Annotated in this window: 13 protein-coding genes and 1 pseudogene; 1 reads left to right on the top strand and 13 read right to left on the bottom strand. The window is 38.8% G+C overall.

Features of this window, described 5'->3' with window-relative positions; genetic code table 11:
* Window positions 1-385: 385 nt before the first annotated feature.
* Complete coding sequence (locus tag Q0064_RS09125) at window positions 386-5,047, bottom strand: T9SS sorting signal type C domain-containing protein (protein WP_298147507.1); 4,662 nt, start codon at window positions 5,045-5,047, stop codon at window positions 386-388.
* A 229-nt stretch (window positions 5,048-5,276) separates the two neighbouring features.
* Here Q0064_RS09125 and Q0064_RS09130 point away from each other — a divergent pair, with 229 nt between their 5' ends.
* Entirely contained in the window at window positions 5,277-6,539 is a 1,263-nt protein-coding gene (locus Q0064_RS09130) for an asparagine synthetase B (RefSeq protein ID WP_298147510.1), read from the top strand.
* A gap of 385 nt (window positions 6,540-6,924) precedes the next feature.
* On the opposite strand, the gene Q0064_RS09135 is transcribed toward Q0064_RS09130, so the two are convergent.
* From Q0064_RS09135 to Q0064_RS09185, 12 genes and pseudogenes are all read right to left on the bottom strand, one after another.
* Window positions 6,925-7,827: a hypothetical protein gene (locus tag Q0064_RS09135; RefSeq protein ID WP_298147513.1), complete on the bottom strand. Its 903-nt coding sequence runs from the start codon at window positions 7,825-7,827 to the stop codon at window positions 6,925-6,927.
* A gap of 138 nt (window positions 7,828-7,965) precedes the next feature.
* Window positions 7,966-8,295, bottom strand: a complete 330-nt coding sequence (locus Q0064_RS09140; protein ID WP_298147516.1) for a superinfection immunity protein — start codon at window positions 8,293-8,295, stop codon at window positions 7,966-7,968.
* Between the two features lie 181 nt (window positions 8,296-8,476).
* A complete protein-coding gene (locus tag Q0064_RS09145) occupies window positions 8,477-9,358 on the bottom strand; it encodes a TPM domain-containing protein (RefSeq protein ID WP_298147518.1) in 882 nt (293 codons plus the stop codon).
* Window positions 9,359-9,888: 530 nt separating this feature from the next.
* Window positions 9,889-10,395, bottom strand: a complete 507-nt coding sequence (locus Q0064_RS09150) for a hypothetical protein (RefSeq protein ID WP_298147520.1) — start codon at window positions 10,393-10,395, stop codon at window positions 9,889-9,891.
* 179 nt (window positions 10,396-10,574) lie between these two features.
* Window positions 10,575-11,177: a hypothetical protein gene (locus Q0064_RS09155; RefSeq protein ID WP_298147522.1), complete on the bottom strand. Its 603-nt coding sequence runs from the start codon at window positions 11,175-11,177 to the stop codon at window positions 10,575-10,577.
* A 239-nt stretch (window positions 11,178-11,416) separates the two neighbouring features.
* Entirely contained in the window at window positions 11,417-11,812 is a 396-nt protein-coding gene (locus tag Q0064_RS09160) for a GNAT family N-acetyltransferase (protein WP_298147524.1), read from the bottom strand.
* Window positions 11,813-12,214: 402 nt separating this feature from the next.
* Window positions 12,215-12,436 (bottom strand): annotated as a pseudogene (locus Q0064_RS14760) (hypothetical protein); the annotation flags it as partial.
* Window positions 12,437-12,456: 20 nt separating this feature from the next.
* Window positions 12,457-12,693, bottom strand: a complete 237-nt coding sequence (locus tag Q0064_RS09165) for a hypothetical protein (RefSeq protein ID WP_298147527.1) — start codon at window positions 12,691-12,693, stop codon at window positions 12,457-12,459.
* A gap of 232 nt (window positions 12,694-12,925) precedes the next feature.
* Entirely contained in the window at window positions 12,926-13,417 is a 492-nt protein-coding gene (locus Q0064_RS09170) for a hypothetical protein (protein WP_298147529.1), read from the bottom strand.
* Between the two features lie 196 nt (window positions 13,418-13,613).
* Window positions 13,614-13,904 carry a helix-turn-helix transcriptional regulator gene (locus Q0064_RS09175; RefSeq protein ID WP_298147532.1) on the bottom strand — a complete coding sequence of 97 codons (291 nt, stop codon included), beginning with the start codon at window positions 13,902-13,904 and terminating at the stop codon, window positions 13,614-13,616.
* A gap of 2 nt (window positions 13,905-13,906) precedes the next feature.
* Entirely contained in the window at window positions 13,907-14,251 is a 345-nt protein-coding gene (locus Q0064_RS09180) for a type II toxin-antitoxin system RelE/ParE family toxin (RefSeq protein WP_298147535.1), read from the bottom strand.
* 684 nt (window positions 14,252-14,935) lie between these two features.
* Entirely contained in the window at window positions 14,936-15,139 is a 204-nt protein-coding gene (locus Q0064_RS09185; RefSeq protein ID WP_298147537.1) for a hypothetical protein, read from the bottom strand.
* Between the last annotated feature and the right edge of the window lie 3 nt (window positions 15,140-15,142).

Here is a 15,142-nt window from a genome sequence, read left to right on the forward strand (position 1 = left end):
TACGAGAAACTGTAATTAGTACAAATCTGAATTAAATACACATACTGTTTTGGTAACCAAATTCGACAAAAGTGTTTATTTTTCATGGTAAAAACCTTTTTAATACAGAACAATTCTTATTCCGGAACGTTTCCCGAGAACAGGTTTCCGCATTAGCGATTGGCGCGAAAATAAAAGACGCTTTTTAAGCTAACGCTGCACAAGGCAAAACGCGACAGCGGGAGCGCTTTTGACTGTTGCTAGCGTGGTTAAAAAGCGTTTTTTATTGCAGCAAAAGCGCGACGCCGTTGACGAAACAGCTTTCTACCGAAATCAACGGCGGAATGCCCAAATAAAAAAAGGACACCCAAAATGGATGTCCTTTTTCATGATTCTAAAACCGGAATTAGTAGGCTAATTTCTTAGTTACTGTACCTTTATCGGTTACGATTTTCACCAACAATACTTGGTTAGACAAGTTGTTCGTTGCAACTGTAGTTTGGTTACCAGAAGCTTTTACGCTCGTAATTTGACGACCAGTGATGTCGAATACCGTTACTTGCTGTAACGTAGCCGAACCTGCATTGATTTGAATACCGTTGTTGTTACGAATGGCAACTACCGCGTTGTTTGTTTCAACTGGGTTGTTCACATTAAGCGTTGTTCCTTCGTAAACGATAGAAAAACGATCGTTGAATGTACCTATTTCAGAAGCAAAAGTAAACGGACCTTCGCTTAAGTTGTGAACCGTTCCTGTAGCGTAATCGCGGATGTAGATGTTCTGACCGTTTGCGAAAATACCATCGATATTTGCTAGTGTGAACGTAAAGTTACCAGCTGTTTCGGTTGAGAAACCTAAAGCAGTCTCATCTGATAAATCAACCGGATTGGCTTTTCCTTGAATGGTGTATTTTTCGTTATCCAACAAGGTGTAGATCGCTGCCGTGTTCGATCCAATCATTTTACCGTCGAAGTTGGTGTCAAATGCAGCAGTAGCACCATCCACGTATCCTAAAAGAACTTGGTTGTAGTTGGTTTCGCCGCTAGTTAGGTCGATCCACAAACGGTTTGGCTGTGAAGTACCTTCAGACATTGTTTGACGACCTGGACGGAAGAATTGGTTTCCGTGATCATCGATACGCATGCCATTGTTAAAGTTCACAGAAGTAATGGTTGGTGTAGCTGGCAATTGTACCAAGAAACCTTGACCGGTTTGGATGGTTCCGTTTGGTGTAGCACCACCGGCTGGAGCAGCAGCACCAGTACCGTTCCAAGTAGCGTAATTAGCCGCAGAACCTGCACCTTGTGTAATGTGTGCCCAGAAATAAAGCGTTCCGATATTTGGGTTAGCCGCTACAAACGATTGGCAAGAAATTGGCGATGGGTATGGGTTAGCTATGATATTATAACCGCTTGATGTACGTGTTACAGGTACGTTGTAAGTTCCGTTGTTTGGCACACCTACAAAAGTACCTGTCCAGTTTGTATTGGTACTTGGGTGATTGTTTGCTGAACGAATCATGTACCCACGACCTGCAACAAACGATGTTGTAGAAGGATCAACACTAACGAAATTGTTACTCGGCTCATCGAATCTGTAGAAACGGTTTGTAAGCGTCAACGGACTAAAATCAAGTAGGTTTTGACCTGCAACAGGTGCTCCCCAATAAATGTAATCTTGACGTTTTAATAAAGCTACGCGTTTTACGGTAATATTTCCGGCGTTAGCGTAGTTATTATTTTGTTGAATAAAGTTTGATCCGCTTTCGAAAACTACCGAACCTCCGTTTACAACTAAATCCTCAACCAAAGAGATAGTACCTAAGCCATTTGCAAGTACATCGCCAGAAGTAACAGTTAAGCTTTTCGCGCTAATGTCGCCATAAGTTGTCGTATTGTAATCACCGTCGATAATCGCTACTTTAGTTGCATTTGGCGCACCGTTTGTCCACGAAGCTCCGTTCCAAGTAGTGAATGTAGAAATGTAGAAGTTTCTGAAACGCGACGTGTTTGTACCTGCCGACATACGCACACGGACGAAGGCGGTAGAATTGATAAATGAATTAAAATCAATAGTTTGACGGAAGTTAACGTAGTTACTGCTCGTGTAGGTGATTGAACCAACAACGGTATAATCAATACCGTCTTCACTCGCTTCGAGTGTAAGCGTTTGTCCTGTATTTCCACCAAAAGTAGCCCCATCAAAACTTACCTCAACTAGACCAGCAGATACATCGATTGCTGGAGACGTAATCGTTCCGTTGATGCTCAACAAAGCATAACCGCCACCACCCGGGTTAAAGGCTGTAGCTGAGTATTGGAATCCTTGGAAACCTGCGTTATTGTACAAGGTTTGCGTGTTGAAAGCGTTGAAGTAAGGAACAGAAAAAGGTACGTAAACCGTTCCTGAAACGGTTACAAAAAATGAGCTTGTTCCGCCTCCAGAAATTTGTACTGAACCGCTGTAGTTGTTGGCACTTAAACCACTCGCCAAACGCACATAAACCGGAGCATTGGTAAGCGAGTTCCCTGTGTATGGCAATTGCACTGAAGGAGCAAAAGTGGTATTATCTATTGAAACCTCGAAGTTGGCTGGTGCAGTAATGGTTAGGAAATCATTTGCAGGCGTTAAATTCGTTGCATTAACCGTGATTGTCTGTGAAGACGATGGGCCATTTGCAACAGGGTAGTTCAAATTAGCAATGTTACCTGGAGTTGCATTTAAACTTGGGTTTGGTGTGTTTTCTACTGTACCAGTAAATACATAATTGTTCACACTTAAAGTAGCGGTAGATCCAGAAGTACCAAATCCGTATATTCTAAAGGTAATTTCGCTTGAAATATCTTGAATAGTACTGATATCAACCGTATTTATAAAACCTGGAGCTGCTGCTGCCGATAAAGTAGCAAATACAGTCGCAAAATTGTCGACACTAGTTCTGAATTGAATAGTTGTAGCGGAAGACTGCTGCAATTGCACTACAAAATTTGTAAAGTCGATTTGTTTACCCGTTCCCGGCGTAATTTTAAATTCGAAATATTTGTTTGGATCGAATGAAGGTACATTCCAAGTGTTAGCGTTGTAGCGATCGTTTGCGTTAGTTCCTACAATTGCACCTACTCCAGTACTTCTACCAACACCACTAGATGTTACATCTGCTGCTGTAACCATACCTGTTGTATATGGGTTAGAGTTATTTGGATTAGAACCCGTAATCGGATTTCCAACCAAAGTAGAAGCTACATCAAAAGCAGCACTGTTTGCACTTGTAACAGTACTATTTGCGGTAATTACTTGCCCCGTTCCTCCAAGAAGCATGGATACGTTAGCAAAAGTAGCTACACCGGCAACAGCGGCAGTTGACGTTGTCGAACCTGCTGCAAATCCTTGCGGAGTAGTTAATGAGATAGCATCAACAAAATCCAAATCTAAATTCGACAAAGCATCCACAGCACGTACAGTGAAGCTTGGTGTGATTGGCAACAAACTAAAACCTCCAAGTGGCTGTACGCCAAAAGCAAGTGTTGATGCTGTTACTTCAATTCTATTTTCGTCAAGCGTAGTTGAAGATGATGCGCCACCAGCGTTTCCAGCAGCAAAAAGTGAACCAGCTAAATCAGCAGTAGCAGAAGTAATAGTTACTTGTGGTCTCGTGTTATCAGTAACGCTAGCTTTGAACGTAATTAAAAGTGAAAACAATTTTGAAGAACCTGACGCTGCAACTAAATTTAAGCCTGTAAAATTTAGTGTTGCTGCAGCAGCTAATTCCTGAATTTCAGTTGTTCCGTCGTATAATGCAACACGCTCTACTTGTGCCGATTGTGTCATAGACAGCGTTAATGCTGTAAGTGTTGTAGCAAACCCGTCGTCTGGGCTGCCCGCGACGTCGTTTAATGAGAAACGTACCAACTCATAGCTTGCTGTTGTTACATCAGTCCCTTGAAATAATGCATAATTTACATTACTTGCTGGTGTGTAAGCGCCAGATACGGTAATCGTTGAAAGCGAATTCGTTGCGCTTTGAACAGGGCCTTGTCGTGGAGAGAAAGTTTCACTTCCATTTTGTGTTCCCTCAGTTGAGATTGGAGTTACTGAAAAGCGGATAAACTTTCCAATTTCATTATTAGTCAATGTATACGTTGAGCTGTTGGCACCGTTGATTGCAGCTTCATTCAAGCCCGACGCGTTGTCTGCGCGATACCATCTGAAAGTCGAAGCTCCTTCTGGATTATTCTCAACGTCATTGTACGTGTACGAACCTGTCAAAGTCTGACCAACAAACAAACTACCCGTAAAAGCCACATTTGTAGCAGATGGTGCATTGTTAGCAGCGGTAGCATTAGCTGTTATGCTCACGTTATCAACTGTTAATAGCGGTGCGTTACTTGTAGTAGAACCAGTACTTACCGAATATCTCCAAGCAAAGTAAAACGCTTGACCATTCGAAATAGGTGCAGCTGGAGTAAACACTTTATTACTTACCGAAGTAGTTGCTCCTGGAGCGACTGTATAACCCGTATTATCTGCATCTGCAGTAAAACTTGTTACAAAATCAGGCCCGCATGACGTCCAGCTTGTTCCATTGGTCGAATAAAACAACTCCATAGTAAAGTTTGCATTAGTGCCTCGACGATACTTTTCTACATCATATGTTATATTGAAAGATGCAATATTTGATGCACCAGTATTTGAGAGATGATAGTAAACTGAAACTGTTCTAGAAGCAGATCCAGAAGACAATCCTCCAATTGCACTTTCATTAGTTGCTCCATTAGCATTGCCGCGATAAATACCATTACCCGCAGTACCAGAGACGTTATTTCCTGCCGCAAGTTCAACCGCACTAACCGCTGTGGCAAAATTTACTATAGTCCGCTCATTGGCACTTTTTGAAACCCGCCAATTCGTTGGAAGAGCTGCGGTAGAGGATGCCCCCAAACCATTAAAATCTTGGGAAACCGTAGCTCCCGCAGAAATACTTTGTTGTGCTTGTACCGCTGGCGCAACAAAAAACGTCGCAACAAAAGCCAAAGTAGCAAAACACAATCTTTGTAATCTTGTTTTCATAAAGTTTTAAATTTTTTCGGTACAAAGTTAATTACAATTTATTTGCAGCAGAGTACTTTGTGTAACCAAATTGTTAAGGTTTTTTTTTAGATTGTTGATAACCGCTAGCAAATTCCCATTTTTACAGCCTACTAATTCGATATTTTTAAGAATTCTCTAAGCGCGTATTTAACGACTCTTTTAAATTATTTTCAGCGAAATCGGTTATCTTCGACACTTTCAAACGACCATGAAAAAAATTGTTATTCTTTTCCTCGTACTTTCAAGCTCATACAGCTCCTTTGCTGGTTTTTTGCTACTTCCCATGGACGAAGTGTCGCAGCAAAATCACCTGAAAGCCTATGGGGTTACCTACTGGGTGCTCGCTCAAAATTACAAAGCGAGTTGGCTGCTCAATTACCGCGGCGGCTCCTTCCTCCTACCCGATACCGCCGAAATCCGCAAAGAATGTCAGATTCGCGGTGTGAGTTTCGAAATACTTTCCGACAGCGAGGCCGCTCAAATTCAAGACGAAATTTCCTCGCCTTCGCAAAACATGGAAACGGTCATTCTCGAAAAAGCACCAAAAATTGCCGTCTATACACCTAAAGGCAAACAACCCTGGGACGACGCCGTGACGCTCGTACTTACCTACGCCGAAATTCCCTTCACTCCTATATACGATGAAGAAGTACTCGCCGACGGACTCCTACTGTACGACTGGCTGCACCTGCATCACGAAGATTTTACCGGACAATACGGTAAATTCTACGGTTCCTACAAAAATACACCTTGGTATATCGAGCAAAAACGCGATGCCGAACTCCTCGCCACCCAACTCGGCTTCAGTAAAGTGTCGCAAGCCAAATTAGCAGTCTCCAAAAAAATACGCGATTTTGTCATCGGCGGCGGATTCATGTTTGCCATGTGCTCGGCAACCGACAGCTTCGATATTGCACTCTCGGCAGAGGGCGTCGATATCTGTGAACCCATGTTCGATGGCGATCCGAGCGATGCGAATTACCAAAGTCAGATCGATTACAACCAAGCTTTTGCCTTCAAAAATTTCATTTTAGAACGAAATCCGAATGCGTACGAGTTTTCGGATATCGATACCACCAACAAGCGCGCCATGATTCCGATGGAGAAAGATTACTTTACGCTCATGGAATATTCGGCCAAGTGGGATCCGATTCCTACCATGTTGTGCCAAAACCACACGCAATTGGTGAAAGGATTTATGGGACAAACAACGGCTTTCGACCGCGAATTGGTGAAAAATAACGTATTGGTTATGGGCGAATGCCTAATCAACGGAGAAGCGCGTTACATTCACGGCGAGCGCGGAAAAGGCATGTTTACCTTTTTCGGCGGACACGACCCAGAAGATTACCGCCATCAAGTAGGCGATGCGCCCACAGTTCTCGATTTACACCCAAACTCACCCGGCTACCGACTCATCTTAAACAACGTTTTATTCCCGGCGGCACGCAAAAAGAAGCAAAAGACGTAGTAGTTTTTGGGCAGCACCCGCCGCACGTTTAGTGGAATCGGGTTGCGGCGGGCCGGGCATTTTGCTGCAATGGCGCTTGCTACAGCTGTTTTTGGTAGCGCTTTGTCGGCGCTTCTTTCAGTCGCACGCCAAACCGCACCAAAAATCAGCTTTAGCTTCACGGCATTTCCGCGTCATTCCCTGCTGCGGGGTGCGTGCTCGAAAGAATGCAACACGGAAAAATTAGTGTTTTAATAGCGATAAGGTCATTTTAAAAAAATACCACAAATTTGAATTAAGACCAGTTTGAATTAGGAGAGGCCTTTTATTTGAAAACAATTGTACTCGGGAGAAAGTGCATTCCATTTCGGCCGCTTTTACGACGGATTTCCTGAAGCTAGCAACTTTATTGTTCGATGTATTTCACAATCTTTGCAACCTCCTTTTTAAAGTTCTCATATTGTTGAGTGACTTTAAAATTCTTTTGATAACACTCGCAGTAATCTCTCCAAGCAGCCTCCTCTAATTCAATTGATTTATTGCTTGCTTTTTTGTCTGTCAAATCAGATGCTAAGTACTGTTCGTATTGTTCTTGTGAAATCGCGTACATGCTATCATAAACCGACATACATTCGCTTATTTCATTAATTGGTTTGTCGGGATTTTTTTGAACAATATAAATGTAATCTTCAGTAACTACGAAAACAAAAATGTTGTCTGGAGGAAATCGTCCAATATCTTGTCCAAGTAATCCAAGACAGGCATAGATTTGACTGCTTTTATCTGACGAAGAACTCTCTGAATAATAAACAGTTGCACTAGCATCAGAGATTAATGACGTAAAAATAGTGCTCAATTGCGCTTGTGAAAGATTATGGACAGAAGTAATTTTTTGGGATTTAAAGTAATCGAAAAAGAGTCCTTTAGAGGTTACAAATACTCTGGAAGATTTAGTGTTAAAAAAGAGACCGTCAAGATTTCCAAAACCTAATTCGGGTATTAAAGTTTCTAAGTTTATTTTTCCGAATTTGACAACGCTTTTAACGGGTGAATCTTTCAAAATTTCACGCAGCATTTTTTCCAATACCAGCAATGAGTCGCTGTCTTGCTTTAAAACTTCATCTGAAATGTTGGTGCTGCTTTCAAACTGCTTTTTGAAATATCGAGTAAAATTATTTCGAACGTTTAAATACTCTTGTTCCTTTTCTAGCAGTTTAACGTCATTTGAAATAGCGTCTTGATTGTTATCGTTCTTAGTCGAACAAGCAAAAAGAAGAGATAATGCTAGTACACAAAATAGATTTTTCATAGCTTTTTTTATTGTCTGGTCAAAAAACCAGAAAGCTGAGTTTATAGAATTAATTTCCGCTGATTCAAAAAAGAGCTCGAACTTGCAACTTACTTGGTATTAAACGCGGGAGTTTACGAGTTTTGCGTAAATGTTGGTTTAAATTTCGTCGTCGTCTTCATTTTCCATTTCAGCCGTAAAATCGATTTTTACCTTGCTTTCCGCTTTTATAGCCCACAACAAGGCAATAAACCATCCAAAGATAGTCCATCCAGTGAGTAAGTTAAAAAGAGCGATAAGCTTCCACTTTTTCTTATCGCGCGCAATTATCGTAGGAATAAAATAAATCGCTAAACCAACCAAGCTAGCAGTTACTTTTTCGACTGTAATTTCATTATTTTCAAACGGAAGACTACTAAGAAGTGGCTGCCCATAGCTAAAGTTTACACAAAACAATGAAGGGGCTACTTTTGGTTTTTGAAGTTTCATAAACAATTCGAATTAGCGAATTTTTTAATAGTTTCTAGTTTCTTTGGCTTGCTACCGACACACATTCAAGCTGTTTTTAAGTATGAAATGAGCTAACAAAAAACTTAAAACAAACTTACTAACTTCGAGAGAATTCATGTATGACGAGTTGCTTTTTGAAAACGCCTCTGAAGACCAAGCTTTATTTTTTGTGCTGGTTCCACCATGTCGTCAATTTGTTTATTCTTTCTGGATCTGTCTTGGCACAGCTTGTCAAGGCTGTTGGATACGAAATCTTATTTTTGAAAGCTTCGACAATGTCCATTACTTGTCCACCAATTGTCGAACTATCACCAATCGGCAAATAGGACGAGATAGATTGCACGACACATTTCGCGGGCTCTGTCGATCTAATCAAGGGCATTAAGTCATCTATTTCCTTTCCAGTAACCCAGTTTTCGGGTGCTTCCATACCAACAGAGAGGAAATTAATTTGTTTTAGATTTTGATTGTCGACCTTTAGGAGTTCGATAAATTGATATACTGTAATTTCGTTAAAATCGACAAAATAATTATCTAAACTGCTATCTAACAGTCTTTTAATTTCTTGAATGCCATCAAAAAGTGCTCTAAAATACGCCTCTGCTTTCAAACTTGGAATAAATATCTGGTCAATAATTTGCTTGGTTTGATAATCTGATATTTGTTCTGTAATCCCATTGCCATTTTGAATTCTAATAATTTTAAATCCTTTTGAAATAGCAATCAAAATTCCGTTAGCTTTCTCTGTTTTACCAAAATTCCAAGCATTAGCAAGCCGAAGTGTCAGCGCATCAAATCCTTCCTTAGATGTTGCACTTGCAGGAATAGTAACAATCGATATTTCTGTTGTGGTTTTCTTTTCATAGTCTACAATCAGACTATCCAAAGTTTTTTCTTCTTCATTTGTAAGAATGTCCTCAAAATCGTTGACCCAACCCACAGGTTTTGGCAGATTGTTCCAAAAATTGTCCGCTGAAGGTTGTCCATTAGTGATGAAAAAAATACTTAAGAGTACTGTTAAAATCATTATCTTTCTTAACATAGTTGCTCGTCTTAAAATTGGGTACTAACGGATGTGGATTTATAATGTTTCGCATTTGCGCCAAAGTTTGATGCCGAAAACTAAACGTTGATTATCGACTAAAGTACAAAAACCGTTTTTAGAAGTTAATTTTAAACTCCGGTTTTTAAACGCCGCATGCACGACTTAAAAAAACTAATCGATTTGTTTGGGCAGCTCCCGCCGCACGTTTAGTGGAATCGGGTTGCGGCGGGTCGGGCATTTTGCTGCAATGGCGCTTGCTCCCGCCGTTTTTGGTAGCAGCTTCGCGGCGCTTCTTGCAGTCGCACGCCAAGCCACACCAAAAATCGGCAGGCGCTTCACGGCATTTCCGCGTCATTCCCTGCTGCGAAGTGCGTGCACAGGTCAACGTTTTTTAAGATTTTGAGCTGGGCAAAGACAATCAAAACACCTTTAAAACGATTCAAAAAAAAACGTTTTTGGTAATTATTTTGAACTGGTAGTTTTTGAGTGGAGTTGTGCGGCGGTTGTGTTTGTTTGCAGCAGCTTTTTCAAATTTCCATTTCTTTTTTCCTTTTTCGAAACTTGCTATAATCGTAAATAGAAAATATGCAGCAAATAAACGACAGTACTAAAATCGAGTACTTCGAATCATCGAGCGTTCCTAAACTGTAAATTACCTTGTTTTCGATTTCTACTTGAGCTGGATTTGAATAAGTATAACCGCTCGTATAGATTATATATGTTTTTCCCACATTGCTCGAATCTCCAATTTCTTTCCAATAATTTTTGTATTGTTCGCTAAATGTCCATTCTCTGCCATTTTCCATTGAAATGATTAACTCAAAATCTTTTATGGTAGAAAAACCTTTTTGCCTTTCCGTAACATCTATTCTCGATTTTTTGAAAACTTCTACACTTTTATCGTAGTCGTTTAAGTCTTTAGATAAATCTGGTACCACAAAAATGATTGAAAAAACAAAAAAAAGTCCAGAGCCTATGTAGAATAGTTTACGTCTCGTTTTTAAATAGGAATTATGGTATTCTTCGTATCTCATTGACTTAAAAACTATTTCAAAATTGTAAATAACTTTTTTAAGAAGTGCGAATTTAGCGATTTCAAAGCACCATTTATCAAGAATACACCTATTCTTATTCGAAGTCGAAGAGTTTTTGCCACCACGAACGCCGCACTTTTGGGTAGCTGCAGTTAGCTGCTAGCTGTTTTGTTTCCATTTCATTCTTTGTTATAAAAACATTGACTTCCGATTGCACCACCACCATATTCTAAAACAACTTTTCTATTTACCATAATGTAGTTACAACTGTCATTATATCTTACCTTTAAGCTATCGGGTATTGGTTTGTCAAATACATTAAAAGAATACATTCCGAAACCACTTCTTTGAAAACTAATATTACAAGGCTCTCCGCTTGTAATGCCAATACAATTTGCCTTGTCTAGTTTATTTTTAAGTGTTTTTAAAGTTTCCTTTGTCCAGCCAAGTTTCTGTAATAAAGTGTCAGCTTTGCCTGACTCAATTTCTACGTCCCAATTACTTTCAAAATTGTCTCCCACTTTTAAGTGAAAAATCCCCAAAGTATTATCGTCTTCAAATTCTATGTGAACTAATTTGTTTGAAGGAACTATTTTGTTTATATATGCTTTAACTTCATAAATTTCAGTCCTTTTATTAGCAAAGTTCTCTTTTAATTCCGTTACAGAATAGTCTTTGTCAAAACCGCCAAGGGCAGAAAAAATCATTAATACATAGGCAATAAAAATTACGAGTCCAATTCCGCATAAAATCAAAAAGCCAAAAAATATTTTTTTTACCATTATCTATTCTGTTACTTGGTTTGTCAAGATTACCACTAACACTTTTGGAATTTGTGTACTGGCGCGTTTCGAAGCACTTCACTGCCAACAAAGCACCAACTTTGATACCAGCACAATCGCGATAGCTATCGAAATAATTTAACCACAGAATCGCCAATTTATTGTAGGTGCTGTTATACGTTGCAGATCGACACAAAATATTACATCTTGTTGGTTCCTTGTTTTCTAGTTTCTATTTCTTATTGAGTCATGTCGTACTTATCCAGGTCACGACCATAACCTGATTTTATGATTTCGGTTACAGTCATTCCCATTTTCTCATAAAATGAATAGGTGTGTTGACTTGTACCAAGTACCATAATGTGATTTGGGCATTCTTTTTCGATAATTTCCTTGCGGTAATTATAAAGTGCTGTTCCGTAACCTTGTTTGTGAAAATTAGCATGAATCATTCCCCAAGCTAATCGAGCTTCCTTTTTGTCTTTTTCTATATAAAACCCACCGCAGCCAACAATGCCAGACTCAGGCAGTTCAAGCACGTAATAAGCGTCTTTTTCCGAGTTAGTATAGGTCGGACTTTGGTATATCGCGCCCGTACCGCCCTGATGGTCTAACCAATTAACAAATAGGCTCAATTCACTTTTGTCGAAAAATTTAGGATAATTGCTTTGAAATATCGCAATGCACTGTTCTTTGTCCTCTGGTATATATTTTCGTAAAATCATCACTTTCTGGTTGCAGGTTTTTTGTGTAACTAAAATTCGTTTGGCCTTGTACTTTTAAGTTTTGGGCAGTAGCCGACTCTGCCTCACAAAGCGACCATTGCTATTTCTTACTAAGATAACTGTTTTTTGCTTCCTACCGTTCGGTACGCTTGAAGCGTGAAAGCAAAAGAAAGCGCTTTTAAAACGATTTAAGGAAGGGCGGTTTTGGTAGTTATTTTGAAGATGTGGTTTTTGAGTGGGGTGTGTAAGGGTTACGCTTGTTAGCGGTAGTTGCTATTTTATTTTTAGGTTGTCTGGGTTTTGTCTGTTGTCTCACAGTGTGTGAATTATAATTTGGTTTTGGTTAAATTCATAGAATAATATGAAGTTTTCAATGATTAATCCACGAACAGATTCTATTTCTGTTTTAATTCCGATTTCAGGTTGTTTTTTTAGAATTAAAATTTCTTCAATTAGTCTTTTGTATAGTTTAAGAGAATAGGCCTTGCTTTTATTTCTTTGAGTATAGAACTCCATAATGTCAAGGAGTTTATTAGTTGCATTTCTTGACTAAATTATTTTGCGCTTGCCCATTTTGCAACTTTCTTGTCTAGCGTTTTCTGGTCCATAAATAAACTTTCCTGCATTTCTTTCTTTGATTGCATAATTTCTTGTCTTTGGTCTTCGGTTAACATTAGCACTTCTGCGTCTGTTTTTGAGTCAAGAATTGTTTTAAGAGCCTTAAGAAATGAAACATCGTTAATCTCGGATATTCTATGCACTAATAGTTTTTTTAGTTGAATTGCTGTCATGTTTTCTATTTCTAGTTGCACGAATTTACAAAATATTTCCGGTCTTATGTGCTGTGCGGTGCAATTATTGCTAACGTTCCTTCGATAGCCTACTTTGGCGATACAACGAAACAATTATTCTCTCACTAAGATAAACGTTTTTTGCTTCGAAACGTTCGCTACGCTTGGAGCGTGAAAGCAAAACGCCTGCTTTGCAATTACCTGCCATAGCGGCTGTTACCAGCTGGCAAGTTTAAATGAAATCAGTGTCAGATAATATTAACCAATTATTACCTTCTCCATTAATGTCAATATGCCCAGAGCTTTGATGAAATTTCTTTATGGTTTTTTTGTCACACGGTGAATATATTATTTGAACGCTGTTTAATTTTCTGACGTTATAACCTGATTTCACGTTGAATATAAAAGTTATCTTTTCAACGCAATCCAATTCTTCACCACAACTAATCTCCACACTTTCGATTCCAATTGCATCTAACTTCTGTTGATACTCTTTTGTAACCTTTTTGGATAGTTCTGTTAAATTTGGTTTCTCTTTAGTACACAGATATTTTGAGTTTATATTCTTAATTAGTTCTTCAAATTGGCTCCTGTTTTCTGCAAACTCTTCAGAATTTTGCTTGAATAGTTTCTCATAATTTGGATTTGTCCAATCGTAAATAAACCACGCAATGATAATTCCCAATATTATGTAAGCTATGAAGACTACTTTCTGAATTTTCATTTTTTAGTTATGGTTGTGATTGCCTCCTGATGACGTTCTCTCGCCAACCAACTATGGCTCGCCTAGCGAACACGTTTATTTCTTCCTAAGATAAACATTTATTGAGTTGAAACGTTAGTGCCGCTTGAATCGTGAAAGCAAAATGCCAAACTAGCACATTCGAGTCATAGTGGCTAGCGTCTGTTAGCAAATGTAGCTATAGTTCAATTTGAATTTTCACTTTTCCACCCAAACCTTTTTCAACAATATCGTACAAGGTTTTTAGCGTTAAATTACTTCCGTTATTTTCAATTCTAGAAATATATTCTCTTTTTTTGTCAACTAAATCTCCAAGTTCTGTTTGAGTAAGCTGTTTCTCTTCACGAGCTTTTTTTAAGAGTAAACCAATTTTAAAACCTTGGAAATCTCTTTCAAGTTCATCACGCCTTTGGGTACCTTTTTCACCGTAAACATTGTTTTTAATTTCTTTCCAGCTTTTAGTTTCCATAGTTATTTAGCTTTTTTTTCTGCGTAATATTTAGTCATTAATTTCAGCGCTTTGTCCAGTTCATTTTTAGGTGTCTTTTGCGTTTTCTTTTGAAAACCATTGAGAAGAATCACAAGCTTTCCATGGTCAAAGAAGCAAAATACGCGCCAAATGTTTGAGCTGAGTTGAATTCTAGCTTCGTACAGTCCATTTGTTCCTTCAAGAGATTTCAAATAATTTGAAGGAACTCTTTCTAGGGTTTCAATTGCTTGAATAATCTTAAAAATCTTATCCTGAACTTTTGTTGGCTGTGCAAGGAGGAAATCTTCAAAATGATTCTCATAGGCTATGACTTCGCGCACTTTCATTTTTCAAAGGTAACTTAAAAGTTACATAAATTCCAAATGTTATCCAGATTACTATCAGGTTTTTTTGGAGGAAACGCTATATCTGCTAACGTTCTGCTACCATTCGACTGTTGCAAACTATGCGTGAGGCATTTCTTCCACTAAGATAAACGTTTTTTGCTTCGGACTGATTGCTTCTCTCGGGTCGTGAAAGCAAAACGCCATTTTTGTAAATTCGAGACACAGCAGCTAACGGCTGTACCTGTTGCACAACGTAAAAATAAACATACATCCTTGTAACCGATAGCTATCGGTTTTGCAGTAATCTTAGTATTTTTAGTCATGCAAGAAAAAAGAATTTTCAGCCGCAATTGTTTAGCTCGGGTTAACTTGATTGACCTTTTTTAACTGATGGCGAGTTTAATCTATAATCTCAAAAAATACCTGAACTTCATTATCAAAAAAACGTTGGTTCAAGTTGTTGTTGCATCTGAAAAAACAATGAAACAACGCGCTTCTTCGAAAACGGCAATTCACCGACTAAAAAGAAGCGTTTTTATGCCTTTCAAAATATAAGGGTTTGCTCCACGAGCTTCACACAACAACTGCTTTAAACGGCTAATTTGATGTCGTTTTAGCTGCACAAATCAACGTTTTTGAGCAGAAAGGGAGTTGTGCAACGGTTACGGCTGTTAAAGGCAGTACTTAGATTTTTCTACCACAACTTCCACAATATTCTGGTGCAACAGCAAAGGATTTAGTTAAAAAATCGCTTGAATTTATAATACGGTTAAATGTAAGATCTTTGTCAAGTGAATCTAAAATCTTTAAGGTTTTTTTATCATCTTCATCTTTGTAAAGTTTGTTTTCGATTTCTTTTTTGACTTGTTGCAATTTTAATGTAAGCATGAT

The organism is Flavobacterium sp., from assembly GCF_027490375.1.
In the GTDB taxonomy this organism is placed as follows: Bacteria; Bacteroidota; Bacteroidia; order Flavobacteriales; family Flavobacteriaceae; genus Flavobacterium.